We start from the raw sequence: 16,840 nt of genomic DNA, 5'->3' as shown, positions 1-16,840 counted from the left end.
GGATTTGGCCTATGTGATCTATACGTCGGGAACGACGGGCAAGCCGAAGGGCGTGATGATTGAGCACCGCAGCCTGGTGAACACGGCGGCGGGCTACCGGCGGGAATACCGGTTGGATCAGTTCCCGGTGCGGCTGCTGCAGCTTGCAAGCTTCTCGTTTGACGTGTTCGTGGGAGATATCGCCCGGACGCTGTATAACGGAGGCACGATGGTGATTGTGCCGAAGGACGACCGGATCGATCCGTCTCGTCTGCACCACTGGATGGAGCGGGAGCGAATCACCATCTTCGAATCGACGCCGGCGCTGATCGTGCCATTCCTGGAGTACGTGTATGAGCAAGGGCTCGATATCAGCGGAATGGAACTGTTGATCACGAGCTCGGACAGCTGCAGCGTGGCGGATTACCGGACCTTGCAGGAACGCTTCGGCTCGTTGTTCCGGATCATCAACGCATACGGCGTGACGGAAGCTGCGATCGACTCAAGTTTCTACGACGAGGAGTTGGCGAAGCTGCCGCAGACAGGCAGTGTGCCGATCGGCAAAGCGTGGCTGAATGCGAAATTCTACATCGTGGACGCGCATCTGAACCCGGTGCCAATCGGAGTACTGGGCGAGCTGGTCATCGGCGGAGTCGGAGTAGCGCGTGGGTACTTGAACCGTTCGGAGCTAACAGAAGAGAAATTCGAAGACAGTCCGTTCGCCGCGGGCGAGCGGCTGTACCGCACGGGAGACTTGGCGCGGTGGATGGAGGACGGCAACGTGGACTTCATCGGTCGGATCGACAACCAGGCGAAAATCCGGGGCTACCGGATCGAGATGGGCGAGATCGAGTCGCAGCTGCTGAGGGTGGAAGGTGTGCGCGAAGCGGTGGTACTGGTTCAAAGTGACGCGAACGGGCAGAAAGCGCTGTGCGCGTACTACACAACGGATGGCGAACTGACGGCGGCAGACCTGAAACGGGCGATCTCCAGCGAGCTGCCGGGTTACATGATCCCGTCGTACTTCGTCGAGCTGGAGCGCCTGCCTCTGACGCCGAACGGGAAAATCGACCGGAAGGCGCTGCCGGCGCCGGAAGGGGGAGCAAGCGCAGGCCGCGAATACGTGGCGCCGCGCACCGAACTGGAGGCGAAACTGGTCGCCATCTGGCAGGACGTGCTCGGGCCGATCACGATTGGAGTGACGGACAACTTCTTCGACCTCGGCGGGCACTCCCTGCGGGCGACGATGCTGGTCAGCAAGGTGCACAAGGAGCTGAGCGTGGATCTGCCGCTTCGCGATGTGTTCCGGCACTCGACCATCGAAGCGATGGCCGAAGCGATCAGCCAGTTGGAGCGGCAGGAACACCTCTCCATTCCGGTTCTGGATAAGAGGGATTACTATCCTCTTTCTTCCGTGCAAAAACGGCTGTATATCCAGCAGCAGATGGAAGGCGCCGAGCTTAGCTACAACATGTCCGGCATGACGGTTCTCGTCGGGCGCTTGGAACGGAATCAATTCGAGGAGGCGCTCAAAGGATTGATAGCTCGTCACGAAATTTTGCGAACCGGCTTCGAAATGGTTGACGGCGAACCGGTACAACGGATTTATCCGGACTTGAAGTTTGCCATCGAGTATACGAAAGCGACGGAAAGTGAAACGAAGAGCATCGTAGACGGCTTTGTGCGCGTCTTTGATTTGGAGCGGCCGCCGCTGCTGCGTGTGGGCTTAGTCGAATGGGAAGCGGAACGGCATCTGCTCATGCTGGACATTCATCATATCGTCACGGATGGCATGTCGATGGGCATCTTCATCGAAGAGCTGCTGCGCCTGTATAACGGCGAGACGCTGGATCCGCTTCGGATTCAATACAAGGAATTCGCCGCTTGGCAGCAGTCCGAACCTGTAAAAGAGCGGCTGAAACGTCAGGAAGCTTACTGGTTGGACGTACTGGAAGGCGAACTGCCGATGCTTGAACTGCCTACGGACTTTGTCAGACCTACCGCTCGCAGCTTTGAGGGAGATTTGCTGCCTTTCAGCATCAACAAGCAGATGACCGACAGTTTGCAGCATATCGCCGATGAGAACGGTGCCACCCTTTATATGGTTTTATTGACGGCCTATTCAATCCTGCTCAGCAAGTACTCGGGACAAGAAGACTTCATTGTAGGCACGCCGGTTTCGGGCCGCACACATGCCGACCTGGAGCCGCTCATCGGAATGTTTGTCAACACTTTGGCGATTCGCCATTATCCATCGGGGGAGAAGACGTTCCTCGCTTACTTGAACGAAGTCAAAGAAACGATGCTGGGGGCCTACGACCACCAGGATTATCCGTTCGAGGAGCTTGTGAAAAAGCTGCAGGCGCCGCGAGATCAAAGCCGCAATCCTGTATTTGATGTCATGTTTGCTCTGGAAACCAAGGAAGATAACGTTCAAAGCTTCGGGGATATCCAGATCGAATCTTATCCGGAAACTCATACGGTTTCCCAATTTGATCTTACCTTGGTCATTTCGTTGCTGGATGAGGGAATGAACGGGCAGTTTGAATATGCCACCAAGTTGTTTACGCGCAATCTGATCGACAATTTCGCTCAGGACCTGCTCATGATCATCACCGAAATTTGCGAACAGCCTTCGGTGCTGTTGAAGGATATTTCCCTGAATGGGCAATCCGAGCAGGAGCAAGATGTGCTAGAGGCCATTGATATTATTTTCTAATTCCTTACCCGGCTTGGGTGTATGCCGTATTTCTCTCGGTACGCATCCTGCCGGGTGTTTTTTTAAAATGAAGGGGAAAAATCCACAAATATATGGACAATGGACTAAAGATAGACAGATTACTAGAGATAACTCTTTGAAAAAGAAAATTTGATCATTTAAGCACGTTATATGCGACATTCTGTATATTGAGGAAATGGTTATGAAAGTTATATTATCGTAATAGTACAAGTTTCCAACCTTCTTTTTATGGTAATTTGTGATGGTTTCAGACTTTTTATTTTTCGTGTTTATCACGTGCTCTGGCAAACGCAGTAAAATCAAAAGAATTGGTTCACGACTTTTTTATCAACTGACAATATCAAGAAAGAGTAATAGGTTAGAAGAAGAGCAGTAAGAAGTCATTCCAATGAGGAAATGAGTCCTATTGTTGATGGCACGACTTCAGTTGGAGAAAGGAGAGGGGGAATTTTATAATGTCTCGATTTAAAGATCCAAGATTGCATATTGATGATTTTGTTAATAACTTATTGGTTGCTTGTCCTAGCTGCAATAAATGTGCAACAGTCATAACCGAATTTCAGGAGGTATCGACGGCTACGGATTCATGTCTCAGAAGGCTTTTTATTTGTAACCATTGTGGGAAGATAGATGAAGCTATGAATGAATATCAGCTGTGGTTAAAAGCAAATTGCAAAGGAAATATACTATGGGCCTATAATTTAAAACATCTAGAATACATAGAGAATTACGTACAAGCGAAATTACGTGAAAGTTCAAGACATGAAAAGTTAGGCTGGTGCAATCAAGGCTTATTTAGTAGATTACCTGTATGGATAAAAGAAAAGAGAAATCGAAATATCATATTAATGACGATAAAGAAGCTTAAAAAGACAATAAATGTAGGAAAGCGTGAGTAGAATTTATTACAGGGGTGCAGGAGGGGAATTGTTTGGCAGAGAAATTTCATTTAGAACGAGTAGGATTAGAAGATCCTTTAGATAAAAACGGGTTATCGGGGTTCGGACTGCTAGATTTATTCCAATGTCAGGTTGAATATCACTTCAGTACAGATGAAATGAATTTGGAAGAAGCAGAAATATACATTCAAGATGTTTTGAATCATTTGCCGAATGAAACCATTGATGAAATATGTAAGAAAGCATGTGAATGGAAAGATGACAAAATGTCCAGTGATACAGCTGATTATCCTAGTGGTTTGGGCAATATCTATGGTAGGGGCATTTTAGCCTATATGTCGGTAGGGGATGTTGATCTATATCGAAATGCTGACGATCATACATTTGGAGCTATTTTGAGTGGAGGAACGGAATGGGACTCTGAAAATGGTATGGAAATTATTCTTTGGGGCAGTGAGGTGCTTGAGGTGCGCGAGTATTTAGGTTACGGCAAATTCGCAATCTGGAACGAAAATGATGGAGACGAGTAGTAAGGATTTAATATAGACGTTCATCGAACGTGTTTATGCTGCAGGGCTATTACCTCGCGGTTTATTTGTGTATAATTATGGAATATATTTCGATTGAACATTTCCCAAATTCAGACAAGAGCTATTTAAGGCTAGGTGTTTCGTACATATAGCTATCAACAAGGTATGGATGAAGATGTCCAAAAAACTCTTTGTGAAGGGGATGGCTACCATGCAGAACCACTTTAAGTTAGAAGAGTTAACGAAAGAACTTCAAGAAGGAAAACCTTATTTTTAATTTTTACGAGTTTCTTCTATGTCTGCAGGTATTTATCACTTAAAAAAGACAGACATAGATATGCAAAGTCCTCATGAATGTTCGTAGGTGAGGACGACTTTGAAGTGAAGCAAGGCTCAACTATCTTTGGAGAGAAAAATGTAGCTCACAAATTTCATTCCATTGAAGAGGATCTTATGATATCAGTGTTATTTTCTCCTGCTGAATATACGAATAGGGAATAAAAGAATATAAATCAAAAAGAGGAGCATGTGCATGATTGATATTCCAAGCGTCATACCGCACCGTTATCCATTTTTAATGATTGATCGAATTGTAGAGGTAGAACAAGGTAATTGGGCTAAGGGATATAAAAATGTTTCATGGAATGAATGGTTTATAACAGAATCAAGAAACGAGATGCCAAGTATGATGATTGTGGAGGCTTTAGCACAATTAGGAGCATTTGCAGCGATAGGTAAGGAGAAAAGTTTGGGCTTCCTATCTTCGTTAAATGGTATTGAATGTTTGGGGAATGCCTATCCAGGAGATAGGATCGAATTATACTACGAAGTAGTAAAGAATAAAAGAGGTTTTGTGCTGGGTAAAGGTGAAGCTGCTATTGATGGAAAGGTAATTATTAAAGCTAATGAGATTATGATTTATATACAAGAGCAATCATGATACACATAAAATGGTTAGGATTTAATTCGTTTCTTCTATTCCTCGTCTTTGTCGTAAGCAGCATTGCGTTTAGTTACTTTATCACAGCAGAAGACTATATCACGCACTCTGCAGGATTTGTAGATGTACCATTAAATCCAACGAAAGATGCAATTCTATTTACGGCTTTTCAAGTAACGGCAGCAGTGCTGTACATACTGTTATCGAGGTATCAAATTGGAACGCTCGTAAGTAAGGCTATTATATCAATTTTGATTATTCTTTTGCAGTTAATATTTCTGCTTTATGGACTAGTCCTTTTTGAAGCTGTGTTTCCGTTAACTGTGATGAGATCTGTTGTAAATGTAACAGGAGTAGTTGTTATTATAATGAGTAGCATGGATATAGTTAAATATGCGAAGAGAGTTAACAAGGTTAAGTTGAAGCGGGTACCTAATATTTAAGAGCGGAGAGAATGACATGACAATCACAATAGAACTGACCGATCAAAGTACAAAATTTATTATCAATAATCTATACCCTCTTTATTTGCACGATTTATCTGAAATTTGGGGATGGAAGCCCAATAAATACGGTGTTTTTGAAGAAGATGAGACATTGACTTTGCATGAGCAAAATAAAGTTTTTGATATTTGGTGGTCGGATCCAGCGGTATTTTTCCCCTATCTGATTAGAGTAGATGATATTCCAGCAGGGTTCGCGTTAGTAGCAGCACCACCGCATACACCTCCTAGCTGCGATTATTATTTATATGAGTTTTTCATTTTGCGATCATTTCGTGGCAATGGAGTAGCAGAAGCAGCAGCGGTACAGGTGTTTAATAATCATCAGGGTGCTTGGGAAGTACAAACCAACCCGAATGAAGTAAATCAAAGAGCGCAATCTTTCTGGAGAAAGACCCTTCGCAAATATACAGATGGATCCTGTCTAGAAGAGACTGCTGCTACACAAAATGACGGCATCAAGATCATATTCAAATTTAATAACAGCCCTGCATAAATTAGAAATATAGAGGAGTTTTCATGAACTTCAGATCCGTACATAAGAATTTAGAAGTATGCGACGAATTACTAGAGAGCTACTTATCTGGAGTGAATAGTATAAAAGTATGATATAGATAATTTTTTCAAGCATGAAAAAAAATGTTTATCCAAATAACTAACTCTTTGGAATTTATTTGCATTGTGCGAACACATATCTCTCTGTTATATTACGTATAGAAATCTATCAAAAACGACAGTTCGGTGTCGGAACTAGCACAGATATAACAACTTAGACGGCGAGGTGTCAGGATGAAGCGATTTGGATTAGCTATTCAAATTGTCATTGGTCTTATTCTTGGTATTATCGTAGGTGCAATCTTCTACGGCAATCCTGAAGTAGTAAAGTACTTGCAACCTATAGGTGATGTATTCATACGTTTGATTAAAATGATCGTAGTACCTATCGTAATCGCGACGATAATTGTCGGCGTGGCTGGGGTTGGTGATACGAAGAAACTTGGCAGATTAGGTGGGAAAACGATCCTCTATTTTGAGATCATTACCACAATTGCCATCGTTGTCGGTTTGTTCGCCGCTAACATTTTCCAACCCGGTGTAGGTGTGGATATGAGCCAAATTCAACAGTCTGACATTAGTTCTTACGTTGAAACGGCTGAACAGACAGAAACAAAAGGTATGATCGAAACGTTCGTCAACATCGTTCCGAAAAATGTTTTTGATGCAATAGCTCGCGGTGATATGTTGGCAATTATCTTCTTCTCCGTTCTCTTCGGACTTGGTGTAGCTGCCGCAGGGGAAAAAGGTAAACCAGTGCTGAATTTCTTCCAAGGTGTAGCCGATGCTATGTTCTGGGTTGTAAATACAGTTATGAAGTTCGCTCCGTTCGGTGTATTCGCGTTGATTGGAGTAACGGTTTCCAAATTCGGGTTAAGTTCGTTATTGCCACTTGGTAAACTGGTCATTCTTGTTCATGGAGCCATGTTGTTCTTCGTATTTGTAGTACTTGGTATCGTTGCTAAGATCAGTGGTATCTCGATCATGAACATTATTAAGATCTTGAGAGACGAACTGTTGCTTGCGTACTCTACAGCGAGCTCTGAGACCGTGCTTCCAAAGATTATGGAGAAAATGGAGCGATTCGGCTGTCCTAAAGCGATTGCTTCGTTCGTAGTACCAACAGGTTATTCCTTTAACCTAGACGGTTCCACGCTGTACCAAGCGATTGCTGCAATCTTTATTGCTCAAATGTACGGTATCGAGTTAACGATTGCTGAGCAGGTAACATTGGTACTCGTACTAATGGTAACTTCTAAAGGTATTGCAGGCGTACCAGGTGTATCCTTCGTCGTATTGTTGGCGACATTAGGTGCAGTAGGTATTCCAGTTGAAGGTCTAGCATTTATTGCAGGTATCGACCGCTTCTTGGATATGGCACGTACAGTAGTTAACGTAATTGGTAACGCTTTGGCTGTAGTTGTTATTTCCAAATGGGAAGGTCAATTCGACCGCAAAAAGGCTGATTCCTATCTCGATGAAATTGCTTCTGCGAAAGCAGCGGCTTAATATGGATGTTATGACCTCTTGTCAGGATAATCTGACAGGAGGTTTTTTAATGTGGATAAGAAGAGGTACGAATATGAAAATATGGTGGAATGGAAGGGTTAATGTCATAAGCTATCGTTTTCTCCTCTGATAAAGGATAGACTTAATAAGTAGCGAATGCTTGATGAGAAAAAGTAATCTGGTGTGACCGAATTAGGTAATGAGAGGTGACGATTGGGTAATGAATACGAACAGTGTTATTCCTATATTTAGAATATTCGACGAGCATATAGCGAAAGAGTTTTATCTAGAATATTTAGATTTTTCACTCGACTGGGAACATAGATATGGGAATGATTTTCCTCTGTATATGCAGATTTCCAGTCATCTTTTAACGTTGCATTTGACTGAGCATTATGGGGATTGTTCCCCAGGTTCAGCTATTCGCATCTCAATTTCAGATCTTGAGGACTTTCACCGAACTTTGTTAAGCAAGAATTATAAATATTCACGACCAGGGATCGAAACAACGGAGTGGGATACAAAAGAAGTTTGTGTAATAGACCCTTTTGGAAATAAACTAACTTTTTTTGAAGAGCAAGATTAGACGAGAATGAAAACGAAAAGGGGCGCCTTTGCCCCTTTGTTTTACCAACAAGTATATTGCGAAAATATTATTTTTGAAACTCTGAACGTAACAAACTATACACCCACATATCTCGGCACTCATTCGTAACACTATGGCATTCGTACTGTCGCAAATAGCCTTCTTCTTTGAAGTTGAATTTTTTGAGCATTTCCTTAGAACCGGTATTCTCATCACTAACAAATGCTTGAATTCTTACCAACCCCAACTGATTAAACCCTAATGCAAGAACCTCTTGTAATGCTTCGGACATCATTCCACGCCGCCAATAATTTTCGGATAATTCATAACCAATCTCAGCTCGAACATCTTCAATCTCGGTTAAAAAGATGGTTCCGATAATCTTGTCGGTCTCTTTGTCAGCAATCGCAAAGCGAATAAGCCAACCGTCATGATACCCCTTATTCCAAAATTCAATTACTTTATAGCTTTCTTCTAACGTCTCAGGGCCATGCCAGTCTAAATAGCGGTATACATTTTCATTTGAGTAGTAGTCTAGTAATGCTGGTGCATCTGCTGCTCGTAATTCTCTTAATCTTAATTTCTGACCTTCTATAACAGGAAATGATGTAAAAATGGTTGTGAAGTCCATACACAGTCTCCTAGTTGTTAGTTGTAGTTAAAGTAGATTCATCTTACCTAGAAAAATGGTGCTGAAAGACTAGAAAATGTATTCCCTAATACTGTCACATAGTCTGGAGGAATTGTCCAGATAAAGACTGCCGATTTTGAATGAAATCCATCACATATATTTTGAAAATATATAGCTTACTAACGGAATACATCTGCCCATTCTGCCTCCAACTTACGGCTTTATAATCAAAAGTAATTGAAGATTTCAAATATTCTTATAGACAAATTTTGAGAAATAGATTGAACCTCGCATCAACCTGAGTTAGTATAATGAAAGATAAAACAAAGTAACGTAGTCGGAATTAAAGAGATTGATGTGAGGTGGAGGATGTTGTTGCAACTACAGGTGACGAATAGTCCGTTTACAGCCGAGCAGGCAGAGCTGCTTAACAAGCTGCTCCCGACGTTGACGGAGACGCAAGTGAATTGGCTTGGGGGATACTTAGCTTTTTACCGTGCAGGAAATGTTAGTGCCGCAGTATCGGAATTGGCTGTCAGCCAAGTTGTGGAGGCGCCAGCGCCAGCCGCAGCAGTTGTGGCGCAAGGACCACGCGAAGCGACCATTTTATTCGGGTCGCAGACAGGGAACTCGCAGAGACTTGCGGGACGGTTGGCAGATAAGCTGAAAGGCGAAGGCTTTGAGGTTACACTGTCGGCAATGAACAAGTATAAGACGAATAACCTGAAGAAAGCTGGGTATTTGTTTATCGTTGTTAGTACGCATGGCGAGGGAGACCCACCAGATAACGCGTTGACGCTGCATGAATTTTTAAACAGCAAACGTGCACCAAAGCTGGATGGATTGAAATTCTCTGTTCTTGCGTTGGGCGATACATCGTATGAGTTTTTCTGTAAAACAGGTCAAGACTTTGACATCAAACTTGCAGAGCTTGGAGCAGAGCGGATCGTAGATCGCGTAGATTGCGATGTGGACTTTGAGGAGGCTGCTGCTGGCTGGATCGCAGCTGTAAATGGTAAGGTCAGCGCGGTTGCGACATCGGTATCACCGCAAGGGATCGCTAATGTGGCATCAGTTACTGCTGTAGCTCCTGTAGTCGAATCCGAATATTCACGCTCGAATCCGTTTATGGCGGAAGTATTAGAAAATTTAAATTTGAACGGCAAAGGTTCGGATCGCGAAACACGCCATTTGGAACTGTCCCTTGAAGGTTCAGGTCTTACGTATGCGCCAGGTGATGCGGTTGGTGTGTACCCACAAAACGATCCAGCTTTAGTTGATGATATTATTTCATTCTTACAATGGAATCCGCAAGAGTCTGTTGTAATTGGAAAAGCAGGCGAGACTTCTACACTGCGCGAAGCGCTACTTCACCACTATGAAATTACCGTACTAACGAAGCCTTTACTTGAAAAAGCAGCTGCCTTCTCTGGAAACGGAAAATTGGCCGATCTGCTGAAGCCAGAACATAAAGAAGATTTAAAAGCATATACGAACGGACGCGATCTATTGGATCTGCTTGGTGATTACGGACCATGGACATTCAAAGCTGCGGACGTTGCGAATTTGCTGCGGAAGATACCGCCAAGATTATACTCCATTGCAAGCAGTGAGAACTCCCATCCGGAGGAAGTACATCTTACAATCCGAAAAGTAGAATATGAAGCGCACGGACGTCCACGTAAAGGTGTGTGCTCTGTGTACACATCTGAGCGTCTCGAAGCGGGCGATAAGCTGCCTATTTTCATTCAGCAAAATCCGAACTTTAAGCCGCCAGTCAATCCGGATACGCCAGTTATTATGGTGGGGCCAGGCACAGGCGTTGCGCCATTCCGCTCATTCCTTGAGGATCGTGAGGAATCTGGGGCTGCGGGTCAAACATGGTTGTTCTATGGTGATCGCCATTTCGTAACGGATTTCTTGTATCAGACGGACTGGCAGCGCATGCTGAATGATGGTGTATTGACGAAGCTTGACGTTGCATTCTCTCGTGATTCAGATGAGAAGGTATATGTGCAGCATCGGATGTTGGAACATGGCGAAGAGCTCTATAAGTGGCTGCAAAATGGTGCTCATGTATACGTCTGCGGAGATGAAAAATATATGGCGCATGATGTTCAATCTGCACTGCTTTCGATTATTTCTAACTACGGAGGCAAGTCTCCCGAAGGAGCAGCCGCATATCTAACAGAGCTGCAAGAACAAGGCAGATATCAAAGAGACGTATATTAAGCGCGAATCGAATTTACATGCATTTATAGATATAAACGGGAACGATCCGATCATGGGGATAAAGGAGCTAACAGCAATGGCAAAAAAACTAAAAGTACAGCCAATTGGTGGGCCGCCGAGTGACGTCGAACAGCTAAAAGACGAAAGTAATTATTTGCGCGGTTCGTTAGTTGAATCACTGTCCAACCGTATTACAGGCGGATTGCCTGAATTGGACAATCGTCTTCTCAAATTCCACGGCAGCTACATGCAGGATGACCGTGACTACCGCAACGAGCGTGAAAAGCAAAAGTTGGAGCCATATTTTCAATTTATGCTTCGTATCGTTACGCCTGGCGGTGTATCGACACCGGAACAATGGCTTGTTATGGATGAGCTGGCTGAGAAATATGGAACAGGCAGCCTTCGTGTCACGACACGTCAAGCATTCCAACTGCATGGCGTATTGAAGTGGAATTTGAAAAAAACGATTCAAGAAATCAACGAAGCTTTGCTTACTACTTTGGCTGCTTGCGGTGACGTTAGCCGTAACGTTATGTGTAATCCGAACCCTTACCAATCGGACATCCACAACGAGGTCTTTTATTGGTCGCAGCAGCTGACGACACATTTAGCGCCTAAAACGCCTGCGTACCATGAGATTTGGCTCGATGGGGAGAAGGTTGTAGACAGCTCGGAGCAAAATGGCGCAGCTGTTGAAGTAGAACCGATTTACGGCCATGTATACTTGCCGCGTAAGTTCAAGATTGGTATTGCAGTACCACCATCGAATGATGTGGATGTGTATTCGCAGGATCTTGGCTATATTGCAATTGTGGAAAATGACAAGCTTGTTGGCTTTAACGTCTGTGTCGGTGGCGGTATGGGTATGACACACGGAGATACAGCAACGTATCCGCAGTTGGCTCGCGTTATCGGCTTCATTACACCCGATCAAGTACTTGATGTAGCAGAGAAAACGGTCACGATTCAGCGCGACTACGGCAACCGTTCTGTACGTAAAAATGCACGTTTCAAATATACGGTCGACCGCCATGGTTTGGAATGGTTTGTAGAAGAGCTTCATGATCGCTTGGGCTGGGAGCTTCAGCCTGCACGTGAATTCCATTTTGAAAATACGGGCGACCGCTATGGCTGGATTAAAGGCAAAGACGGCAAATGGAATTTGACGCTGTATGTACAAAGCGGACGCATTGTGGATATTGAAGGCTACAAGCTAAAGACGGCTTTGCGTGAGATCGCCAAGATTCATACAGGAGATTTCCGTCTGACTGCGAATCAGAATTTGATCATTGCTAATGTGAGCAGTCAGAAGAAGACGAAAATCGTTGCGCTGCTCAAGGAATACGGCATTGAAGAGGGTACGCAGTATTCAGCTCTTCGCCGCAGCGCGTTGTCCTGTGTGGCTTTGCCGACATGCGGTCTTGCTATGGCAGAGGCTGAACGCTATTTGCCGTCGCTAATCGACAAGCTTGAACCGGTAATGGAGCAAGCAGGTCTACGCGATGAGGAGATTACTATTCGTATGACAGGCTGTCCGAATGGCTGCGCTCGTCCTGCTTTAGGCGAGATCGCGTTTATCGGCAAATCGCCTGGAAAATACAACATGTATATGGGCGCTGGTTTCTCTGGCGATCGATTGAGCAAGCTCTACCTCGAGAACATCGGCGAAGAGGAAATTATCGATACACTTACGCCAATTATTAACCGCTATGCAGCGGAGCGTGATAAAGGCGAGCACTTTGGCGATTTCGTCATTCGAGCTGGTTATGTAAAAGAAGTTACGGACGGAACAAACTTCCACGATTAATCGAGACCATAGTGAAGGCGATGCAGGGGTTATGCTGCATCGCCTTTTTCATTTGCAAGTTTACAGACGAGTTTAGAAAAGGAAATACAATGGAATTAGAGAACATAATATTACGTATCACTTATCCAACCGCTGAAACTCTCAGCGTAGAATGGTGGTTATTATGGATTTTTCGATTATTTCCACGAAACTATATATCCCTCAAACAAGGTCACATGTTGTGAAGCGCTCACGATTAATCGATAAGCTGGATGAAGGTGCGAAAAACAATAAATTAACACTAATCTCTGCCTCTGCTGGCTATGGGAAAACGACATTGGTCAGCGATTGGCTTGCTTGTTGTGATCAGCCTGCTGCTTGGCTATCGTTGGACGAAGGGGACAATGATCCAAGGCGATTTTTTCAATATCTCTTTGCTGCGGTAAAGATGAACATGAGAAATATGGATGAGGAAGCAGTGGAGAGATTGGATATCGTTCATTCTCCTCAGTTACCGTCAATAGAACTGCTGCTAACAACGTTGATTCATACTATGACAGCTACTTCAGATGACTGTCTCATCGTGCTGGATGATTACCATGTTATTCAATCGGAAACGATTCAACAAGCAGTTGCTTCACTTTTAGAACGGATGCCGAATTATGTGCATGTTGTTATTACAACGCGGGAGGAGCCGCTTCTACCCTTGTCGAGATTACGAGCTAGAGGCCAAATAACGGAGATACGAGTATCGGATTTACGGTTTACTTATTCCGAAGCAGCTGAATTTTTGGAGCAGACGATGGGTTTGCAACTTTCCTCAGAACAAACTGCGCTGCTAGAAACTCGTGCAGAGGGCTGGATTGTTGGTTTACAATTAGCGGCTCTTTCTATTAGGGATCAGAAAGACGCCTCAAGCTTCATCCGATCTTTTAGAGGTAGCCATAGGTTTGTACTAGATTATCTAGTGGAAGAAGTCTTGCAACGGCAGCCATCAAGTATTCAACAATTTTTAATGCGTACCTCCATTCTCGATCGATTATGTGGATCGCTTTGTGAGGCAGTTCTGCACTCAGAAGATGGAGAACCAACCGTACGAGATGCTTCTGGGCAAAGTATATTGGAATATCTAGAACGGTCAAATTTATTTATTGTGCCACTGGATGATGAGCGGCGTTGGTATCGCTATCACCATCTGTTTGCTGATTTACTGCGGCAGCGTCTCCGTCAGCAATTGAATGCCTCTACTCAAAACGAGATGTTGATTGTAGCGGGATTGCATCTGCGAGCTAGTGAATGGTATGAAAATAATAGCTTTGAGATAGAGTCTTTTCACCATGCTGTAGCAGCTAATGATACCGAACGTGCCGCTCGTCTATTAGAGGGAAACGGCATGCCGTTACTGTTTCGTGGAGCAGCAGCGCCTGCATTAATATGGCTGGATTCTATCTCCAATACACAGCTCGATGCGCAGCCTGCATTGTGGGTACTGTACGCATCCGCGCTGTTAATTAGCGGTCGTGTATCAGAGGTTGAATCCAAGCTGAAAGCTGCTGAATATGCAATTCAGCTTGTAGAGCAAGATGAGAAGAATCGAGATCTCTTAGGCCATATTGCGTCGATACGCGCCACAATAGCTGTGAGCAAACATGAGGCAGAAACGATTCTCATTGAATCGCGTCGCGCTTTAGAGCTTGTGTATCCCGATAACTTTCCCGTTCGTACAGCAGCCACATGGTCGTTGGGATATGCCTACCAACTCCAAGGAGATCGAGCAGCAGCAAGCAAGGCATATATGGATGCTCTAACAAGCGGTCAAAAGATTGGGCATGTCATCATCACGATCATGTCATCGCTTGGTCTTGGTAGGATACAGGAATGTGAAAATCAACTACATATGGCGGCTGAAACGTACCAACAGGTTTTAAAGTTAGTAGGGGATATGCCGCTGCCTGCGGTTTGTGAAGCACACTTGGGTCTAGCGCGTATTTACTATGAATGGAATGACCTTCATACTGCTTTGCAGCATGGCCAAATAAGTGTTCGACTGGCGAAGCAGCTTGAACATACAGATAGAGTTGTTGCGGGTGAAGTGTTTTTGGCGAAATTGAAGATTGCACAAGGGGATGTAAGTGAAGCGGCGGCGATTATTTCGAAAGCTGAGCATATGGCTAGCCAGTACCATTTTAAGCATCAGCTTCCTCTTATTGCAGAGGCGCAAGTTTATGTGTTGATTCTGCAAGAGCATTTAACAGCAGCACATACATTGTCACGGAAATATAACCTCCCCATAAGTCAGGCGCGAGTACTCTTGGCTCAAGGTAATACTGCCACTGCATTAGCTATTTTGGAAGCAGCTATACAGAAGGTGGAGGCTAAGGCGTTAGAGGATGAACGACTCAAGATCATCATCTTGTTCTCGATTGTTTTGTATGCTCATGGCGAACAAATAAAGGCATTAGAAGCTTTAAGAGAAGCCTTGACAATGGCAGAGCCTAGTGGATGTATCCGTAGTTTTATAGATGAAGGTGTAGGAATGAAAAAACTGCTAGGTGTTGCGATTGTACACGGAATCATGCCAAATTACACGGCTAAACTGCTTGCGCAATTTGAGAGTGAGGAACAAATTTATCAATTTACATCGAATGAACTTCAACTCGATCCAGAGCGGGTATTGATCGAGTCGTTAAGCGCAAGAGAGTTGGAAGTTCTGCATCTAATCGCACAAGGGCTTTCAAATCATGAAATTAGCGAGCGATTGTTTATTGCCTTAACGACAGTGAAAGGGCATAATCGTGTCATTTTTGATAAGCTGCAAGTAAAACGCCGTACCGAAGCCGTTGCACGTGCACGCCAGCTAGGACTGCTCTAACTGGTTGGTTCAGCTAGCATCCATTTTCAGCTTGCGCCGCAGATTCAAAACCATACTTTAGTATCTGCACATGGCTCCTACATTGTAGTTATACTCATTGAAAAAATGAAATCCAGGAGGATGACAATGAGAGCCGTCGTATGCACGAAATATGGAGCGCCAGATGTGTTAGAGCTTAAAGAGGTCACTAAACCATTTCCGAAGGACAATGAAATACAAATTAAAGTCTTTGCCACAACGGTAACGACAGGGGACTGTAGAATTCGAAGTTTTACAAGTCCATTGTTACTCTGGTTACCTATGCGAATTGTGCTCGGCTTTACGAAACCGCGAAATCCTATTCTAGGTGTCGAGTTGGCAGGGGAAGTAGAGTTAGTAGGCAAGAAGGTGACGCGATTCAAAGTTGGTGATCAGGTGTACGCATTAAGCGGAATGCGTTGTGGTGCACATGCTGAATATATTTGTATGTCGGAACAGGCAGTAGTCGCGTTAAAACCAGACAATGCATCTTATGAGGAAGCTGCTGTGCTGCCATTCGGCGGAACAACGGCATTGCACTTTTTTAGAAAAGGGAATATTAAAGCAGGTATGAAAGTGCTTATTTACGGAGCTTCTGGATCGGTAGGAACAGCCGCCGTGCAGCTCGCTACTTATTTTGGGGCAGAAGTTACTGGAGTGTGCAGCGGCAGAAATATTGATTTAGTACAATCACTCGGAGCGAAGCATGTCATTGACTACACAAAAGAGGATTTTACGGAAAGCGCAGAGCGATTCGATGTCATCTTCGATGCGATCGGAAAAAGCTCTAAGTCTCATTGCACAAAAGTGCTTGCACCAAATGGAAAGTATCTGACCGTAGATGGGCAGGGAATTGCCAAAGTCAGTGCGGATGATTTAGTTTTCCTTAAAGAGCTAATGGAAAAAGGCAAGTTGAAAGCCGTCATCGATAGACGCTATTCATTGGAACAAGTTCCTGAAGCTCACAGATATGTAGAAACGGGTCGTAAAAAGGGGAATATAGTTATAACGGTGCAATAAATAAAAAAGTTCGAATCTCTGGATTACAAGCTGTAAT

13 protein-coding genes are annotated in these 16,840 nt (G+C 44.3%); 12 read left to right on the top strand and 1 reads right to left on the bottom strand.

Features of this window, described 5'->3' with window-relative positions:
* The 8 genes from FPZ44_RS12405 to FPZ44_RS12370 form a co-directional block, all read left to right on the top strand.
* Nucleotides 1-2,698, top strand: a 2,698-nt coding sequence (locus FPZ44_RS12405) for a condensation domain-containing protein (protein ID WP_144991820.1), incomplete at its 5' end; no start/stop codon positions are given.
* A 476-nt stretch (nucleotides 2,699-3,174) separates the two neighbouring features.
* Nucleotides 3,175-3,618 (top strand): hypothetical protein, encoded by a 444-nt coding sequence (locus FPZ44_RS12400; RefSeq protein WP_144990608.1) that lies wholly within the window; start codon nucleotides 3,175-3,177, stop codon nucleotides 3,616-3,618.
* A 32-nt stretch (nucleotides 3,619-3,650) separates the two neighbouring features.
* Entirely contained in the window at nucleotides 3,651-4,148 is a 498-nt protein-coding gene (locus FPZ44_RS12395; RefSeq protein ID WP_144990606.1) for a DUF6985 domain-containing protein, read from the top strand.
* Between the two features lie 532 nt (nucleotides 4,149-4,680).
* A complete protein-coding gene (locus FPZ44_RS12390) occupies nucleotides 4,681-5,088 on the top strand; it encodes an ApeP family dehydratase (RefSeq protein WP_144990604.1) in 408 nt (135 codons plus the stop codon).
* Complete coding sequence (locus FPZ44_RS12385) at nucleotides 5,085-5,531, top strand: hypothetical protein (RefSeq protein ID WP_144990602.1); 447 nt, start codon at nucleotides 5,085-5,087, stop codon at nucleotides 5,529-5,531. Before FPZ44_RS12390 ends, FPZ44_RS12385 begins: the two co-directional genes overlap by 4 nt.
* Before the next feature lie 16 nt (nucleotides 5,532-5,547).
* On the top strand, nucleotides 5,548-6,087 hold the full coding sequence (locus FPZ44_RS12380; RefSeq protein WP_144990600.1) for a GNAT family N-acetyltransferase: 540 nt from the start codon (nucleotides 5,548-5,550) through the stop codon (nucleotides 6,085-6,087).
* Between the two features lie 293 nt (nucleotides 6,088-6,380).
* A complete protein-coding gene (gene gltP / locus FPZ44_RS12375) occupies nucleotides 6,381-7,655 on the top strand; it encodes a glutamate/aspartate:proton symporter GltP (RefSeq protein ID WP_144990598.1) in 1,275 nt (424 codons plus the stop codon).
* Between the two features lie 220 nt (nucleotides 7,656-7,875).
* Nucleotides 7,876-8,241, top strand: coding sequence for a glyoxalase superfamily protein (locus tag FPZ44_RS12370; RefSeq protein WP_144990596.1), 366 nt, complete (start codon nucleotides 7,876-7,878; stop codon nucleotides 8,239-8,241).
* Between the two features lie 67 nt (nucleotides 8,242-8,308).
* On the opposite strand, the gene FPZ44_RS12365 is transcribed toward FPZ44_RS12370, so the two are convergent.
* Entirely contained in the window at nucleotides 8,309-8,872 is a 564-nt protein-coding gene (locus FPZ44_RS12365) for a GNAT family N-acetyltransferase (protein ID WP_144990594.1), read from the bottom strand.
* Between the two features lie 375 nt (nucleotides 8,873-9,247).
* Between FPZ44_RS12365 and FPZ44_RS12360 the strand changes: the two genes are divergently transcribed.
* The 4 genes from FPZ44_RS12360 (at nucleotide 9,248) to FPZ44_RS12345 (ending at nucleotide 16,803) form a co-directional block, all read left to right on the top strand.
* A complete protein-coding gene (locus FPZ44_RS12360; protein WP_144991818.1) occupies nucleotides 9,248-11,104 on the top strand; it encodes an assimilatory sulfite reductase (NADPH) flavoprotein subunit in 1,857 nt (618 codons plus the stop codon).
* A gap of 76 nt (nucleotides 11,105-11,180) precedes the next feature.
* Nucleotides 11,181-12,914, top strand: a complete 1,734-nt coding sequence (gene cysI, locus FPZ44_RS12355; RefSeq protein WP_144990592.1) for an assimilatory sulfite reductase (NADPH) hemoprotein subunit — start codon at nucleotides 11,181-11,183, stop codon at nucleotides 12,912-12,914.
* 163 nt (nucleotides 12,915-13,077) lie between these two features.
* Entirely contained in the window at nucleotides 13,078-15,765 is a 2,688-nt protein-coding gene (locus tag FPZ44_RS12350; RefSeq protein ID WP_144990590.1) for a winged helix-turn-helix domain-containing protein, read from the top strand.
* A 126-nt stretch (nucleotides 15,766-15,891) separates the two neighbouring features.
* Nucleotides 15,892-16,803, top strand: coding sequence for an NAD(P)-dependent alcohol dehydrogenase (locus tag FPZ44_RS12345; protein WP_144990588.1), 912 nt, complete (start codon nucleotides 15,892-15,894; stop codon nucleotides 16,801-16,803).
* Nucleotides 16,804-16,840 lie beyond the last annotated feature (37 nt).

This window comes from Paenibacillus agilis, assembly GCF_007786455.1.
GTDB classification, from domain to species: domain Bacteria; phylum Bacillota; class Bacilli; order Paenibacillales; family Paenibacillaceae; genus Paenibacillus_B; species Paenibacillus_B agilis.
Note: the sequence above shows the minus strand (reverse complement) of the source record. Positions and strands in the feature narration are given on the sequence as shown.